This is a genomic window from Mesorhizobium sp. P2_B5, from assembly GCF_056404775.1.
Map to the genome: position 1 here is coordinate 1 of NZ_JBFUDJ010000024.1, position 14,798 is coordinate 14,798.

General features: G+C 58.1%; 18 protein-coding genes and 1 pseudogene. 8 read left to right on the forward strand and 11 right to left on the reverse strand.

Annotation, left to right across the window (positions count from 1 at the left end; genetic code table 11):
• Nucleotides 1-338, forward strand: a 338-nt coding sequence (locus tag AC1D1N_RS32075; RefSeq protein WP_477353310.1) for a cysteine hydrolase family protein, incomplete at its 5' end; no start/stop codon positions are given.
• Between the two features lie 26 nt (nucleotides 339-364).
• Here the strand turns inward: AC1D1N_RS32075 and AC1D1N_RS32080 are convergent.
• The gene (locus AC1D1N_RS32080; RefSeq protein ID WP_436258505.1) at nucleotides 365-808 is read right to left on the reverse strand and encodes a PPC domain-containing DNA-binding protein; all 444 of its coding nucleotides are present in this window, start codon (nucleotides 806-808) and stop codon (nucleotides 365-367) included.
• Nucleotides 809-837: 29 nt separating this feature from the next.
• Nucleotides 838-1,155, reverse strand: coding sequence for a plasmid stabilization protein (locus AC1D1N_RS32085; protein ID WP_436258506.1), 318 nt, complete (start codon nucleotides 1,153-1,155; stop codon nucleotides 838-840).
• A gap of 831 nt (nucleotides 1,156-1,986) precedes the next feature.
• On the opposite strand from AC1D1N_RS32085, the gene katE reads away from it, so the two are divergent.
• Together katE and AC1D1N_RS32095 are read left to right on the forward strand one after the other, a co-directional pair.
• The gene (katE, locus tag AC1D1N_RS32090) at nucleotides 1,987-4,095 is read left to right on the forward strand and encodes a catalase (RefSeq protein ID WP_477353312.1); all 2,109 of its coding nucleotides are present in this window, start codon (nucleotides 1,987-1,989) and stop codon (nucleotides 4,093-4,095) included.
• Between the two features lie 74 nt (nucleotides 4,096-4,169).
• Complete coding sequence (locus AC1D1N_RS32095; RefSeq protein WP_352590657.1) at nucleotides 4,170-4,355, forward strand: hypothetical protein; 186 nt, start codon at nucleotides 4,170-4,172, stop codon at nucleotides 4,353-4,355.
• Between the two features lie 816 nt (nucleotides 4,356-5,171).
• On the opposite strand, the gene AC1D1N_RS32100 is transcribed toward AC1D1N_RS32095, so the two are convergent.
• From AC1D1N_RS32100 to AC1D1N_RS32115, 4 genes are all read right to left on the reverse strand, one after another.
• On the reverse strand, nucleotides 5,172-5,780 hold the full coding sequence (locus tag AC1D1N_RS32100; protein ID WP_352590662.1) for a hypothetical protein: 609 nt from the start codon (nucleotides 5,778-5,780) through the stop codon (nucleotides 5,172-5,174).
• A gap of 32 nt (nucleotides 5,781-5,812) precedes the next feature.
• Complete coding sequence (locus AC1D1N_RS32105; RefSeq protein ID WP_436258508.1) at nucleotides 5,813-6,562, reverse strand: DUF4142 domain-containing protein; 750 nt, start codon at nucleotides 6,560-6,562, stop codon at nucleotides 5,813-5,815.
• A 793-nt stretch (nucleotides 6,563-7,355) separates the two neighbouring features.
• On the reverse strand, nucleotides 7,356-7,547 hold the full coding sequence (locus tag AC1D1N_RS32110; protein ID WP_436258509.1) for a hypothetical protein: 192 nt from the start codon (nucleotides 7,545-7,547) through the stop codon (nucleotides 7,356-7,358).
• A gap of 266 nt (nucleotides 7,548-7,813) precedes the next feature.
• Nucleotides 7,814-8,035, reverse strand: a complete 222-nt coding sequence (locus AC1D1N_RS32115; RefSeq protein WP_436258510.1) for a DUF768 domain-containing protein — start codon at nucleotides 8,033-8,035, stop codon at nucleotides 7,814-7,816.
• 911 nt (nucleotides 8,036-8,946) lie between these two features.
• Here AC1D1N_RS32115 and AC1D1N_RS32120 point away from each other — a divergent pair.
• From AC1D1N_RS32120 to AC1D1N_RS32130, 3 genes and pseudogenes are all read left to right on the forward strand, one after another.
• Nucleotides 8,947-9,117 carry a hypothetical protein gene (locus AC1D1N_RS32120; protein ID WP_436258511.1) on the forward strand — a complete coding sequence of 57 codons (171 nt, stop codon included), beginning with the start codon at nucleotides 8,947-8,949 and terminating at the stop codon, nucleotides 9,115-9,117.
• A gap of 637 nt (nucleotides 9,118-9,754) precedes the next feature.
• A pseudogene (locus AC1D1N_RS32125) lies at nucleotides 9,755-9,934 on the forward strand (DUF3606 domain-containing protein); the annotation flags it as partial.
• Between the two features lie 35 nt (nucleotides 9,935-9,969).
• Entirely contained in the window at nucleotides 9,970-10,200 is a 231-nt protein-coding gene (locus tag AC1D1N_RS32130) for a hypothetical protein (protein WP_352590683.1), read from the forward strand.
• Between the two features lie 229 nt (nucleotides 10,201-10,429).
• On the opposite strand, the gene AC1D1N_RS32135 is transcribed toward AC1D1N_RS32130, so the two are convergent.
• From AC1D1N_RS32135 to AC1D1N_RS32155, 5 genes are all read right to left on the reverse strand, one after another.
• Nucleotides 10,430-10,717 carry a DUF982 domain-containing protein gene (locus AC1D1N_RS32135; RefSeq protein WP_436258512.1) on the reverse strand — a complete coding sequence of 96 codons (288 nt, stop codon included), beginning with the start codon at nucleotides 10,715-10,717 and terminating at the stop codon, nucleotides 10,430-10,432.
• 9 nt (nucleotides 10,718-10,726) lie between these two features.
• The gene (locus tag AC1D1N_RS32140) at nucleotides 10,727-11,029 is read right to left on the reverse strand and encodes a DUF982 domain-containing protein (RefSeq protein WP_436258513.1); all 303 of its coding nucleotides are present in this window, start codon (nucleotides 11,027-11,029) and stop codon (nucleotides 10,727-10,729) included.
• A gap of 772 nt (nucleotides 11,030-11,801) precedes the next feature.
• The gene (locus tag AC1D1N_RS32145) at nucleotides 11,802-12,008 is read right to left on the reverse strand and encodes a hypothetical protein (RefSeq protein ID WP_352590691.1); all 207 of its coding nucleotides are present in this window, start codon (nucleotides 12,006-12,008) and stop codon (nucleotides 11,802-11,804) included.
• A 68-nt stretch (nucleotides 12,009-12,076) separates the two neighbouring features.
• On the reverse strand, nucleotides 12,077-12,376 hold the full coding sequence (locus AC1D1N_RS32150; RefSeq protein ID WP_352590694.1) for a DUF1236 domain-containing protein: 300 nt from the start codon (nucleotides 12,374-12,376) through the stop codon (nucleotides 12,077-12,079).
• Between the two features lie 440 nt (nucleotides 12,377-12,816).
• Nucleotides 12,817-12,939, reverse strand: coding sequence for a hypothetical protein (locus AC1D1N_RS32155; protein WP_352590697.1), 123 nt, complete (start codon nucleotides 12,937-12,939; stop codon nucleotides 12,817-12,819).
• 658 nt (nucleotides 12,940-13,597) lie between these two features.
• Between AC1D1N_RS32155 and AC1D1N_RS32160 the strand changes: the two genes are divergently transcribed.
• Together AC1D1N_RS32160 and AC1D1N_RS32165 are read left to right on the forward strand one after the other, a co-directional pair.
• Nucleotides 13,598-13,927: a hypothetical protein gene (locus AC1D1N_RS32160; protein WP_436258514.1), complete on the forward strand. Its 330-nt coding sequence runs from the start codon at nucleotides 13,598-13,600 to the stop codon at nucleotides 13,925-13,927.
• Nucleotides 13,928-14,230: 303 nt separating this feature from the next.
• Complete coding sequence (locus tag AC1D1N_RS32165) at nucleotides 14,231-14,638, forward strand: DUF427 domain-containing protein (RefSeq protein WP_436258515.1); 408 nt, start codon at nucleotides 14,231-14,233, stop codon at nucleotides 14,636-14,638.
• Nucleotides 14,639-14,798: the final 160 nt, after the last annotated feature.

Consider the following 14,798-nt stretch of genomic DNA (forward strand, 5'->3'; position numbering starts at 1 on the left):
GTCGACCTGTTGCGTTGCCGGCATTGGCCGCTTACTGCCCGCCGGCGGCAGTCATCAACAAACACATCTACTCGCCCTGGTTTGAGGGCCGGCTCAGGGCTTTTCTGGCGGAGCGCGACATCGATACGCTGGTCATCACTGGCGGCGAAACCGACGTATGCGTTCTGGCCACGGTGCTCGGAGCAATCGATTTCGGTTATCGCGTGGTCCTCGTCACGGACGCGCTGTGCAGTTCTTCCGACGCGACGCATGACGCGCTGCTGACCGTATATCACCAGCGATTTGCCCAGCAGGTCGAGACGGTCGAGATGGAGGTGGTTCTCTTGAACTGGACTTGAAAATCCGACCGATCTGATCTGGACGATCAGACGCCCAGGTCGATCAAGGCGGCGCCGATTTCGGGGCGTTTGCGGCGGCGCAAGTGACCGGGAGCTTCCACCAATGTGATTTCGAGCGTCGGGCGAACGATCGCTTCGAGCAAATGCCCGCCTCGGGTGGTGCCGTCGCTCAGGCCGAGCACCGCGTGGACGTGAAGGCTTGGTTTGCCATCATCCCCCAGCGCAACATCGCCGATCGCGCTCAGCACCTCGCACTGTTCGTGAACCGGGATTTTGCGGTAGGTTTTCGCATCGAGGTCGAACCAGCCAACGGTGGCTCTTTCGAATGCGCCGATGGCAGTCAAGGAAGCACCGTCGACGCCTTGCTCGGTTGCGAAACCGATCAGTGTGGCAAACGCCTCTTCGCCGGGGTCGAGCACGATGACAAATGTGCGTTGACCGCCGAGCTCGTTGACGAGCCGGGATTTCATGCCTGCCCTCCGAACATCAGTTTGGCCCGTCAGTGGGCATGGTGTTCGGCGTTTCGCTTACGGGTTGCCGCAGCTTTCTTGGCCGATTCAGACCGGCTGGGTGCAGAGCGCGAGGCCGAAGCCTTTCCGCCGCTTTTGCCGCCCTTGTGCGCCGCGGGATGGCCGGTATGTTTGACGCGACCGGAGCCGCCTTCCTTCTTGCCGCCGCCATCGTCCTTGTTGACGGTCGCCCATGCCCGGCGTTCGGCTTCCTTTTCGGAAACCCCGCGCTTCTCATAGCCTTCGGCAATATGATCGGCTTTGCGTTCCTGCTTGTCGGTGTATTTCGATTTTTCTCCACGTGGCATGGCTGTTTCTCCTATGGGCCGTTTCTCCTTTTGGACAGGATTTGAACGAAAAGACGGGGGCCTGAGTTCCAACCGGACGCCAGAAAGCAACTCCACCTGGCCGAGCGCCGTTGAGATCGACAGGAGGGGAGCCGAGGCGAACCGGGATCAACGATAGGGACCTCTATCGCGCGCTATTCCTCCGGCGCCGTCGCGGGAGCCCTATAGCGGCGGCGCACAGCCGCGCGGCGGCGGAAGCTGCCGAGGGGAAATCCTACTAGTGCATTCCATAAAGCGGTCCTTGAAGAGATGCTCCCGAAGATCGATGGCATGACTATGCCGGAAGAGTACCCTCTTGAGCGCGAGCCGGTGCGACAAGAGGCACTTGAGCGTTATCGGGCAGAGTTTGCGGAACGCTTGCTGCGGACCACAGCAAGGCCGCCAAGAGCCGGTCGGCGCCTCGGCGGGGGTAGGAAGACGGCGACCAGGTTTTTCATTTGTGCGAGGAACTTGGCCCAAACCGCGAGGTTGGGTAATTGCAGCGTTTGGGTTCCCGCTGCCGACCGGCCGCAAGCTGATCGGGCCCGCGCGGGGTGGCGCGGGCCGCCTTTAGCAACCTGCATTTAGCCAGCGCATTGCTTGACGCGGAGCGGGCCACAATCCTCCTTATTCGGAGCGTGCCGCCCGTCGGGGCGGTCGGCCAATTTCTGTGTCGTTGCGACATTACCGCGCTCAATCCGGTGTGAACTTCTATCAAAGAAGACAGCCGGTTTTCATCGGGCGCGGGAACAAGTAGCTGCCCCGCAGGTTGCTGATCATCTTATTCCAAAACAAGCCCGAAAGGAGAGCCGCATGGCGCGCAAGGTAGCAACCGATCCCAGCGTCGCTAGGATACACGACCAGACCCTTGTACGGGGGGAGGGTGGAGAGCTGCATCAGGTGTCGGATGGCAAAACCGACATTCTGACCACCGCCCAGGGCGGCCCGGTCGCTGATGACCAGAACAGCCTTAAGATCGGGCCGCGAGGGCCGACCCTGATTGAAGACTTCCACTTCCGCGAAAAGATTTTCCACTTCGACCACGAGCGCATTCCTGAGCGCGTCGTCCATGCACGCGGTTACGGCGCTCATGGCTTTTTCGAGACGTATGAATCGCTGGCCAAGTATACCCGCGCCGACATCTTCCAACGTGCAGGTGAGAAGACACCAGCCTTTGTTCGTTTCTCGACCGTTGCAGGCAGCAAGGGCTCGTTCGATCTGGCGCGCGACGTGCGTGGGTTCGCGGTCAAGCTCTATACCCAGGAAGGCAACTGGGACATTGTGGGCAACAATATCCCGGTTTTCTTCATCCAGGATGCCATCAAATTTCCCGACGTCGTCCACTCCGTGAAACCTGAGCCCGATCGCGATTTTCCCCAAGCTCAATCTGCGCACGACACGTTCTGGGATTTCATCAGCCTGACGCCAGAATCCATGCACATGATCATGTGGGTAATGTCGGACCGCGCGATCCCGCGTTCATTCCGTTTCATGCAGGGGTTCGGGGTGCACACCTTCCGAATGCTTAACGCCGCTGACGAATCTACATTCGTCAAGTTCATCTGGAAGCCGAAACTAGGCATGCAGTCGGTAGTCTGGAACGAGGCCGTCAAAATCAATGGCGCCGATCCCGACTTTCATCGCCGGGATCTATGGAACGCAATCCAGTCGGGCGCTTTCCCGGAATGGGAGCTATGCCTACAGCTTTTCGACCAGGAATTCGCCGATGGTTTCGATTTCGATGTGCTCGATCCCACCAAGCTAATTCCGGAAGAGCTGCTACCCCCGATCCCGGTGGGCCGGCTGGTCCTCGACCGTATGCCCGACAACTTCTTCGCTGAGACCGAACAGGTGGCGTTCATGACGCAAAACGTGCCCCCTGGCATCGACTTCAGCAACGATCCGCTGCTGCAGGGAAGGAATTTCTCCTATCTTGACACCCAGTTGAAGCGTCTTGGCAGCCCCAATTTTTCCCATCTGCCGATTAATGCGCCAAAGTGCCCGTTCCACCATTTCCAGCAGGACGGGCACATGGCGATGCACAATCCAGCGGGACGCGCCAACTACCAGCCGAATTCATTTGGGGCAGGACCAAGGGAGTCTCTGCAACGCGGCTTTCGCTCGTTCGCTGAAGGAGAGAATGATCAGAAAGTAAGGCTGCGCCCGGAGAGCTTCGCTGACCATTACAGTCAGGCAAGCCAGTTTTTCAAGAGCCAGACGGAAACCGAGCAGCGCCATATCGCCATGGCATTGACGTTTGAGTTGAGCAAGGTTGAAACACCTGTCATTCGCGAGCGAATGATCGCTCATCTCCTCAACGTCGACGAAGGGCTGGCCGAGACGGTTGCTGACAAGCTCGGCATTGTCGATTTACCGAAGCCCGCAGACGCAGCCGTACCACCGCGAAAGGATTTGGCTACCTCTCCTGCCTTGAGCATTCTCGAGAACGGGCCTGAACGTTTCGAGGGCCGCAAGGTCGGCGTGCTCGTCGGTAATGGAACCGAGGCCGCTCTATTTAAAGCCCTTCAAACCGCCATCGAAGATGAGGGAGCGACAATGGAGGTGATTGCGCTGAAAGTTGGCGGGGTGCAAGCCGACGATGGTACGAAGATCTTTGCCAAGCACATGATTGACGGCGGCCCGTCGGTCCTATTTGACGCGGTAGCCCTCCTGCTCACAGAAGAAGCTGCGGAACTTCTGGCACGCGAGGCTGCGGCCCGCGATTTTGTGGCAGACGCTTATGCGCACTGCAAATTCATCAGTTTTACGCCTGGGACGGTTCCTCTCCTGACAAAGGCGGGCGTCGACCCCGCGGCCGACGAAGGTCTCGTTCCTCTGACCGATCGCAAGGCCATCGGAAAGTATATCGAGGCGTGCCGCAAACTGCGGTTGTGGGCACGAGAAACGAGCGTAAAGCTATAGGCAACATTTTGGCTTGAACATTCCTTCCTGAAGGAAAGAATTGTTGGATCTGGAAGCACACGATGGTGACAATCATGGCGAAGGCGAAGGACGCGCGGCGCAAGGACGTCGAAGAGGATGCCAAGGGGCAATATATCCGGCGCGGCCAGGGTCGCGAAAACGATGGTGTGATGAGCGTCAAACCGCGTGTGTTGCCTGGCCGAACAACGCATAATGCGGAAGCCGAAAGTTCGGATGACCGGTCACGTAAAGGTAAATAATCAATCCAACTAGCGGCGCAGTCCATTCTCCGGCGAGGCTTTTGGGTGGACGCTCTGGACAACTTTCATCAGCTGCTTGAGAGTTTCATATCCGGCGTCACGGTACGCACCAACGTCTCGGCTATCGCCTGCAGAGGCCGCGGCGATCGACGCCGAAAAACGTCATCCTCGAAGGTGAAACCATAATGATCAATGAGGCCTTTCCGACTTCCACGCACTGCAAGCCATAATAGGCCTTCGCGGGCCATCGCCAAAATTCTACCTGGTATCGTTCGACCTTCTATTTCTCCGGCCATGATCTGCGCCGGATACCTCTGGAAGACCGCCGCGAGATCCTTCAGAAAATGATTTCGACCGGCGGGAACATCCAATTCAGCGGAGCCATGCTCCGGCACTGGTGACGCTGTTTGCCACCTGGTCGACCAAGCGGGCTCGAGGGCATGGTCTCGAAGCTCAAGGGCAGTGCTTATCAAAGTTGGAAAACGACCGCCTGGCGCAAAAATCAAATGCTTCGAGGAAAAACAGATGGTCATCATCGGAGTGCAACGCGAGCGCGGCCAAGCGGCGCATGGCCGGCGCCGTGGGTGGGGTTAATGGCAGCGCCGGCCAATGCGGGGTTAGGCCCCGCGCAACTCCTAACCCAACTCTATTATCGACCGCGTAGGCACAGCAGAACGGCGTTTGCGATGAGCCAATCGCGTACAGCGCGGGAGACGTCCGCGATGGTCGCGACCCGCGCTGTCTTGATCATGTAAGGCCATTCAATTAACTAATAAGTATCGAATGCCCGCCGCCTTTTTCGGCGGCGGGGAACGATCATCTGATCGGGCTGGCATTGCGCACTCTGTCGCGCTCGTTCTCGATATCACCATAGGGCTCGGCATCGGGATCGAAGGCGGTCCAGCCATCTGCTTCGTAGGCGCGTCGACGGTCTTCCAGATCGACCGAGTTGGCCTGGCCGAGAATACGCTCGGCCTCACCGGCGAGTTCGTCGCTGACCCTGGCCGTCACCAAAGTGCCGCCACGGCGAACGCCCTCGGCATAGACATGCGCATCCCTCTCCGGGACGCCGGAATCGGTGAGCGCCCCAACAATGCCGCCGGCAGCACCACCAACGACCGCGCCGCCCACGGCGCCGACCGCGGTGGCGGCCAGCCAACCTGCCGCCACGACCGGACCGACGCCCGGAATGGCCATGATGCCAAGCCCGGTCAGCAGCCCGCCGGCGCCGCCAATGACGGCCCCGAGACCAGCGCCGCTGGCTGCATCCTCGGCGGCGTTGGAGGTTTCGCCGCCCTCGTACCAATCGTTAGAATTGTTGGCGACGATGCTGATGTCGGCATGCGGCACGCCGCTCGCTTCCAGTTCACCAACGGCGTCGGAAGCGTCATCGTAATTGTCGAAAAGTCCACTTACGGTTCTCATTGTCCTGATCTCCTCGATCTGGTTTCAGTGGGTCAATTGGCGTCGGCAACGACGTTGCCCTGGTAGTCGAGCGCCACGTGGGTGGTCTTGCCACCCTTGGTCGCCTGGCCGCGCCAGATGCCCTTGTCGTCTTTCGTCAGTGCGGATACGTCGGAGAAGCCGGCATCCTGAATGCGGCTCTTGGCCTGGTCCTCGGTGAAGCTATTGGCGCCGGGGACCGGCGCCGCCGGATTGGCGGTGTCGGTGGTGGTCACGGCCGGGGTGGTCGAGCTGGTGGTCGACGAAGCATTGTCCGTTGCGGAAACGATCTTCTCGATCATTTCCTGATGCATCTTGAGCGTCGGCAGGGTCTCCGAGGCAAAGGTCTTCAACTGCGCATTATCGCCGTCCTTAGCATAGCTTTCGAACAGGGTGACCGCTTCGGAATGCGCATCGCGCTGCATCTGGACATACGGCTTGTCGTCCTTGGCATTCTGCAGGGAGTCGAGATCGGCCTTGTGCTTGGCATCCAGCTCCTTGGGCACCGTCAGCTTCTGCTCGCCGGCGATAGACTCGAGCTTGGCGTTGGCGGCGCCATGATCTTCGATCATCTTGTGGGCGAAGTCCTTGACGCTCTGGTCCTGGGCCTTGCCTTCGAAGATCTTGCTGGAATCCACTTCGAACAATCCGCCGACGGCGGCCTTGTCGACGAAGTCCTGCGCGCTGTCGGCGGCGAAAGCCGGGAGGGCGAAGGTCAGGGCTGTGGCCGTAGCCAGTGAAGCCAGAATAAGACGAGTTTTCATAATGGGTATCCTTCTTTGGGCACGGATGTGCTGTCGAGCTAACAAGCATCGGTCGGCTTTGTTCCGGCGTGCGAGTGATTATCCGGGCGATTGAAATCGGGACTCCATCGGCCGGAGTTGCCTCACCCTGCCTTCCCATGCGCGAGGTGGGCGGCGGGAACTTTCTGCCCGCGCGCCAATTTTTCTAATGCTGGCAAACACGCCAGCCACTCCACAGGTGCCGCAGATTGCTGACAGCTAACAACTGACGGACTGCATGCGTGGCATTTCCTCCCGCACGGTCCTGTCGCGGATAAGGATGCGGTCCTTGGCAATCTTGGCCGTCTTGGATTGATTGAGTATTTTTAGAGACGGTGTCGAACCTTCGAAATTCCGACGGACGAGCAGTGCGATGGCCGTGTTCCGCGCTATCGCACCCTAGGTCCGCTTGATGGTTCCGATCTACATCGCCGCGATCGCCAACCTAATGCTCGCCAGCGCGGTTTGGCGCTACCGGCAGCGCGTTTGGTAGGCATCGCCGCTGGGGTAGCGGTCGCTTCGCGCGTCCGGTCTCTTTGTTTTTCTAGAAACCGCTGGGCTTGTTCGCCCCACTCGGAAGCCGCGATGTCGTGTTCCTGAGCGAACTTACGGAAAGCCTTGCGCAGAGCGTCAAGGTCAAGAGCCCAAAGATGGTCGTCTCTATCGTTGTTCAACATCGCCACCAACTCCAATGAATTGATGTTTGACCCCCAAATGAAGTCTTCAGGATCCAATCTGACTTCTTTGGGGTGTATCGTAGCGCAACACGCCAGCGCTATAGCCGGGTGATCTTATCTAGCCTCAGGCGAATCCGCTGGCCTTCCGCAAAGGCTCGTGCGAACGATTCAAGCTCGAATGATCGGGTAAGTTCTTGGTGTTCCTCGACCACGCGGACGAACCATTCGCCGCAGGCTTCGACCACTTCAACGCAAGGTCGGACGTTGTCATTCAGGTGTACGCTGTCCATTGCAATTCTCCTCCAAGAGCAATGGGAAACGTCCATTTTTATAAGGCCGCCGAAATCGGGAATTCAATAAAAAAAGATGGTACGAAAACGTACAAAACCGTTACGTCTCCTCGCGAAAGTCCTGCAGCGAGGCATTGCGCAAATCTTCTTCGCCGTGCAAGCATCGGCCACTACAATCTCATCGACCATATCACCACCAGCGCTACCACGATGCCGACGAAACAGTATGCGACCCAGACGCTGGTCATGGATTGCATGGCATGGCTTTAATCAGCCAAGGCGGCGTTGTGATGCTCAATCGCGTCGAGGATAGTTTCATAGACGCTTCCGGTTTCTTCCTCGATCTCGACACTGCTTATGCCGATCGCTTTCGCTTCAGCAAAAAGCCTGTCGGCCAATTCGCTTACCGAAATGATATCCGCGCCGATGGTCTCGGGGACGTTGGCCGAAATCCACTTGTGGAGGAAGTTGGTACCGCGGCCGCTCAATCAAAGCCCTCCTCGAAACGCATTAAACGCCTGAGAGGAGCATTGTTGTCTGGGAAGCCGATTTGCCGGTCCGCCGACGCGGATTGTAGCGCGCTTTCAATATCAGCCCAAGCCTCAGGACTGGGCCGCCATCTTCAATAAAGATGGGTGCAAGCCATCCCCGCGCGCCGCTGCAAGTTCGTGCATCGATCTAAGGAGGAACATGGGACGCATCCGTCATCCAGTGAAACCTGGAAAAGCAACGACGCGTTCGAACCGATGTTCCAGGGAAGAACGAAAAAGCTTAAAACTCGCCGAGCAAAGAACCCCCACGACCTCAAGCCCGGCGAGCCTACACCTGATCATAGTACGCGATCAGGACCGGGGATCAGCCGGCAAAAGCTTCCAGTGCAATATCAATGCCGGCGTTCAGAATGGGGCGTTTTCCAGTTGCTGGATAACCTCGCTGTCGCGCATCATGTCCCCGGGAGGAAGCGATTAAGCGGTCGCAAAACGGCGCAATCAGCGAATTCTGGCCACTGTTGCCAGCTCGCTACAGCGAAGTTTTTGGCAAGCTAATATAACCTTCGACAGCGCTGGGGCGCCGGGTTGTTGGCTGGGGCGCCGGGTTGTTGGCGGGGGCCAATCTTGAAACCCTAAGCGTAGTATGAGGGAAGATGGCCCGCCGACTTTGGTCGGCGGGTTTTTCTTTCATAGCGGCATGAACACTAATGTCCCGTCTGGACTCACGGGTGCCGCCTTGCGCTCGCACTCTACCGGCGCGCTGCTATCCGTGGGGCTGGGGAAGGGGCGGAACTCTTTCCATGCCTTGGCCGGCTGCTTTGCCCTTCCCTTGGTGTTCGGCAGTCGGGCCGCTCTCACGTCAATGAGCTGAGAGAGCCGCAAAGGACAACGGCAGCACCAGAGCAACGATGACCGGCGTTGCCAGAATGTGGGTAGCGATCCAGAACCTTTTCGATTTCGGCACGGTCATCACCCTCGCGATCCTGCATCGCATCGAAGAAGACGTCGAACACGCTGCCGACTTCTTCGCCGATCTCTTCCAGGCTGATGCCTTTGGCGCGGGCCTAGCGCGCTCCTGAACGCGCTTCCACAGGCGGTCTCGGATTGCACCGCGCGAATTGATAAAGGCGGAGCCGACATACTGCCGGTCTTCCGATCGGCCATCAGAGCAAAGGCTGGCTTGCCCGGCTCGCTCTGCGCCGAGGAGGTCGTATTCCTCATGTAGCTCTTGATTTCGTGGCCGGAGAGGTGGAGCAAATCGAAGACGACGAATAGAGGTCGTGCTGGCGGCGGGTGATTGCCTTCCCCAACGCCTGGTAGTCGAAAGGCCGCTTCATTAAGCACAATTTTACGTCGATGATGGCGTTCTCGACACCGAGCCGTTTCGCCGCGCCGGCCAATTCGCGATATTTCGCCATCCATGACCATTGCGCGTGAAAATGCGGAGGTTTGATCGATAATGATCTGGGAGCGATCGTCGAACTTGACCTCGTGAATCTATTCGTCGCCTTCGGGAGGATCCTCGACAAGGGTCGGCAACAAAGGCTCCACGAACTTCAAACGCATGAACTGACTCGTAAATCCACGATTCAATTAGCTTGCGCTGAAATAGTTCCCGGAACCCGATGCCGGTTTGAAACAAAGTGCGGCGAGCGACGTTGGGGTCGTCACTCACCTGTCAACGGAGGAGCATTGACATGACCGACAAAGAAGCTTGGCTATCAGGACCGCGCTCGCGTTAGCGGCGATGCGGAGTATGGCGATGCGGAGTGTGAAGTTGGCTATCTCGCCAGGAAGTTGGGTCTTTCAACCGATCAATTGCGGGAACTTATCAAGAAGCATGGCAACAGCCGCGAGACATTGGAGCAGGAAGGCAACACGCTCGGAAATCGCTAACTGACTGCGTACCTTCGAAAAAAGGAGCCTGTTTAATGCTCGCAGGGGATATTGCGGAACGGCGACTGAAAATGCTCGTGGAGCAGTACGTCGAAGCACGGAAAAAGAACCATGACTTCGTGTCTACGGAGTTTGCCTCCAAGGCGATCCGGCAGATTATTTCGCCGCCGATCGGGGCTGAGGCCCTTGATAATATGATTGCGAAATACGCCATCCGGCATGGGCTAACCGTTCGCTTTGACCGTAAGGAAAGTCGCCCGGCATGATCAGATCGCAAAAAAGACCGCCGGCCGGAGTGCGGGGTTCACTCGAAGGCTGCAGGATTGAGAACATATTCGCACGCCTCAAAGACTGGCGACGCATCCACACCAGATACGACCGATGTACTCCACCTTCCTGTCGGCGATCGTCTTCGTTGCAGCTTTCATCTTCTGGATCACTGATTCCTGCCCCTAGCTGGGAAGGCGGCCGCGGTCATGGCAGCCGCCTCGATTTTTAGACGTGGTGCGTCCTCAACCTCCTGGAAGGCGCGGGCTCAATGCCGTCCTCCATGAGAATGTCCTTCTTGCGAGCGAACGCTATGAAGACGCCTCGTGCAGTCTCCGGGTCGACATCGCCAATCAGCGCGGCTTTGCAAGCGCGAATAGCAGCTTTCTGCTCCGGGCTGTTGCCACACCATTCCGCTGCGAATTGATAAGCGTCTGCGACCGTGTTGAGTTGGCGCGGAAAGCCTAATCCTACCCACACCCGGACTGCCTTTTCGAAAGGTTCCGATAGCATCATGACCTCCTATCAGGCCGTCACTCCTCCGCCTTGGCGACCCTTGCCTGTCATCCACGGCATTGTCACGGACACTTCCTCAAGGATTCTGGCTGCTTTGGCAAAACCGCTGAACGCGTCTCTGGCTGCGGACAGCGGATAGTCGCTGTCGAAAGCCCGCTGGCAGGCGCGCAATGCAGTCTGGTGAATGGGGCCGCGCCTGTCCTTCGGCCATTCATAGAGAAATTCCAGAGCGTCCTCGAGACACGCAATTTCCTGAACAAGGTCGTTACCGCTTTTGACGAAGACGGCGTTCTGAAACATCCGATCGTTCATCTGATCCTCCAAGTCGAACGAACATTGAGCTTTGTGTTAACGCGAGCCGACACCAGCTCCGCGCGAGGTCGATATGGGTGTAAGGATTTTTGCCTTCAAGGGGGCGCGCCTATGGTCCAACAAGCCGCTGATTTCAACTGCCGCTCGACGAGATCCCCGTTTGCGTTGGGAATCTGAAAACCCCTTCGCCGCTCGTTGACATGCGCTGGCCCGTTCCAGCTACTCCCGACCGATTGCCCGCTGCCGCATGACGGTGGCGGGCTGTTAGCAGAACAGCATATAAGGCCATCGGTTGACTACGCAGCAGCACTGCTGCTGGCCAAGGTCCGCAAGACTTGGCCGGGCCTGCGTCCTGCCTTTGGTCGCGGGCCTGCATCGCAGGCTGCACACTGACATAGGTGGCGCAGGCCGCCGCAAAGCGGCAAAAGTCTGACTCGCCCACGCTTTGTGCCTGGACGGGCAACCAACCCTATCGGCTGAATTTCCTCAAGCACAGGCGAGTCCGGTCCAAATGCCCATGTCAGACGAAATGCGTGACCTGTATCTTTAGTTCGAGTGTCCCTATTGCTTGATTCCAGTTGTCCATGAGGCGCCTGAATTAAGCGTGTGCTAATTGAATCCGCCGGGCGTGGGTCAGTTCATGCGTTTGAAGTTTGTCGATCCATTGATGCCGACCTTGTGGAAAAACCACCAGAGGGGAGCGACTGGATTCACGAGGTCAAGTTCGACGGCTACCGATCGCAGATGGTGATCTCGTTGATGTCGGATTGGGTTAGGGATCTCGTTGCTGGCCGTCCAGCAGGAACGAAGCTGCGATGAGGTCATCGCAGTCAATCCGGCCGCTGATGTCGCCCATGATCGATGCAACTTTTTTGAAGGCCTTCATATCTGTCTCTGTTATGCGGGCGTCGCGCATTCTGGCTTTGAGATCAGCCACGCGGGTTTCGAGGGCTGGCGAAATCTCGACGTCATTCTTCATTTCCATCGTCCTAGCGTGGTGAATTCGCAGCCCGCCGCCACAACTGGCGGCGGGCAACAGTTATTCGATCAGTCGTAGACCTTGATAATTTTGCGGGTGCCTGGGTCGACCAGAACCGTTCGATTGTCGACCACGACATAGCGGTATTTGACGTCGGGAACCTCATGAAGTTCCACCGTGTCAGGAAGAGCGGTGCCAACGTTCAGCTCCACACCCGGAAGCTTAATCGACGCGAGCGGCTGCTTCTTCACGTATTCGCGAACGACCGTGTCCTGTTCCGGTGTGATGACGACATCCTGTGCTGCCACGGCGCCGACGCCGGCCAACAGTAAGAGCGCCGCAGCGGCGCTTGTGAAATGCATTCGCATCTATTTCTCCTCTGGTAACCTGGCGACGGCACCACGCCTGTTCGCCTGCTCAACGAACTCGAACTCAGGTCGAATGTTCCTGCACCGGACTTCAGTCCGAAGCCGGATCGGACCAATTGCCCTCGCCAAAACTCGATGGTCGTACCACGCGGGGACTAGAGAACGGCTTAGGGCCAGGGGTGTTATTTCCCCAAATTCGGACAGATGGATAAAAGCGTTGGCCAAGCACGCTGGCTGCTCGCGCCAATTTTCGCGACAGCCGTTACCTTTCTGGTGATGGCCATGGCGCTTGGATGACATGTCGTGAATCGCCGCAGCTACGTCCCTTCCAGCCTTGATAGGATTCGCGAGTTGCTTGGGCGTCTGGCGATCCTTTTTTTCAAAGCTCGCTGTACCTGCTTAGACGGGGGCGCCTTTTAGCTCACGCAACCTTGGGAGGTTTACGATGGATCGTTGCAAGCACTCTCCGCCCTGTCAACGCGATGGCCGGTGTTCCAGGCGCCGGCATTCTCGATGAACTCGAGACGGGCCGCTGCCCCGGCAATGCCGAATAGTGCAGTCAAGAAGGATTGCCTCAGGCCGAGGCCTTTGACGACGATGCACAGGCAGAAGTGCAGCAGGTTACCATCGGTACTGGCATCGCCGCCGACACTATCGCCGGCGCGGCTGGAGACGGGTCTGCCATAGCTACTGGCGACATGGCCGGCGTCGCGTCGGTGCTATCGCAGACGGCGTCCTGCAGTCGTCTTGCGATTCTAGCTAGTGACTGTGGCTCAATGGCCCGTTCCTAGCGCTAGAGTCGGAACAGGCCCAGTTTCTTTTGAGTAATGAGGACATTGGCCATCGCAGGGCCGTGGCTACGCGGGCGGCCCCGCGAATGACAAATCATTTGCCGGGTTGCTGGACCGGTACTGTGACGGCGAGACAAACACTTGCAGTCAAACCGGCTACATCAAGCTGAAGGGCGGCGCTACTTCTCGTCACCCCCGGATCGTCGGCGCCGGAGGTTCACTCGGGGCGCGCGCGGCCCCTTCGTCAGCGCCTTGCTGGCCGACGACCTACTGGCGGACTGCGGAAATGATGTGGTGGTCGGTGTGCCTTGGGTGATTGCGGCGCTCATGCTCATAGGGGTTGCGGGTAATCGGGCTCGGCCGCACAATTCGAACGATCTTTTCAACGGTGTCGATTGCCCTAGCTGTTCTCCTGGAGAGGAGACTGGATATGGCGATCTATGGTCTGAGGGTGATCAGCTTCATTTTCGTTGCATTGGCTTTCATCCCGGCGGGCGCGCACTTCTTCGCGATGTTCAACAAGATGAAACTCGACGGGACGAGTTATCTCGCCGCGCAACGCGCCTATGATGGCTGGAGCCTGTTTGGCATCGTGGTGCTGGGGGCGTTGCTCTCGACGGCTGCCCTGGCGGTTTTGCTTTACCGATCAGGCGGATCGTTTGGTTTTATCGTGGTCGCCTTTCTCAGCATCGGCGCCACGCAATTTGCTTTCTGGACGCTGACTTATCCGGTCAATCGGGCAACGCAGTGCCGACCTTGACGCTTCATGGTGGCGATGACCGTGTTGTGTTGACCGCATCGTCGGAAGGGTCATTTCACCGCGCCCTACAAACGAGTGGTCCTGGATGCGGTTGGGCACTTCCCAACACGTGAGGCCCCAGAAGAGGTTTCGCCACTGTTGGCGAGCTTTCTCGACAGTTACGGCAGGCTATAAAGCGCCTGGCTCGGCAGTCATTCGGCTTCATCGGACAAGCTGGAACCTGATGCATCGCCGCGCATTTCGTCTCCATGGATGGCGAGCCGGAACGCCGTCGCGATCAATCGGTAGCCACGGAGAATTCGGATGCAAACTTCAGTCGCAACTTCAGAACACCACCGCCCATTAACCATAGAACCGTTTGCCGGCACGGTAACGGTGCGATTCTCCGACGCCATAGTCGCGGCCACGGAGCGCGCGAAGGTACTCAGGGAAGAGGGACATGAGCCGGTGTTCTATATTCCGTTCGAGGACATCTATTTCGAGCTTTTCGAAAAGACAAACACGACAAGCAGTTCACCGCTGAAGGGAACCGCTAGCTATTGGCGTGTCCATGCAGTTGGCGGCGCGGCCGATGACTTTATGTGGGCATACGAGACGCCGGATACGGCAGCGCGGGCCATTGCCCGTCATGGCGCTTTCGATCCGAAAAAGGCGCGCATCGATATTGACCCGGTGGAGGACAAACGGCACACGCCACATGTCAGGGAATAGTATCGTTGGACTTCTGGCAGGCATTTGCTAGCGCCCGGAGAATTCCTCATCGAGAATGCGCAAGGCTTCTTCGTATCTGGCTGTCGAGGCTCCAATTTGCCGTGACTGCCAGATGTTGTCTTCGAGGTCAGCGCGTTTTACCGGCAGCGCCAGCGGATTC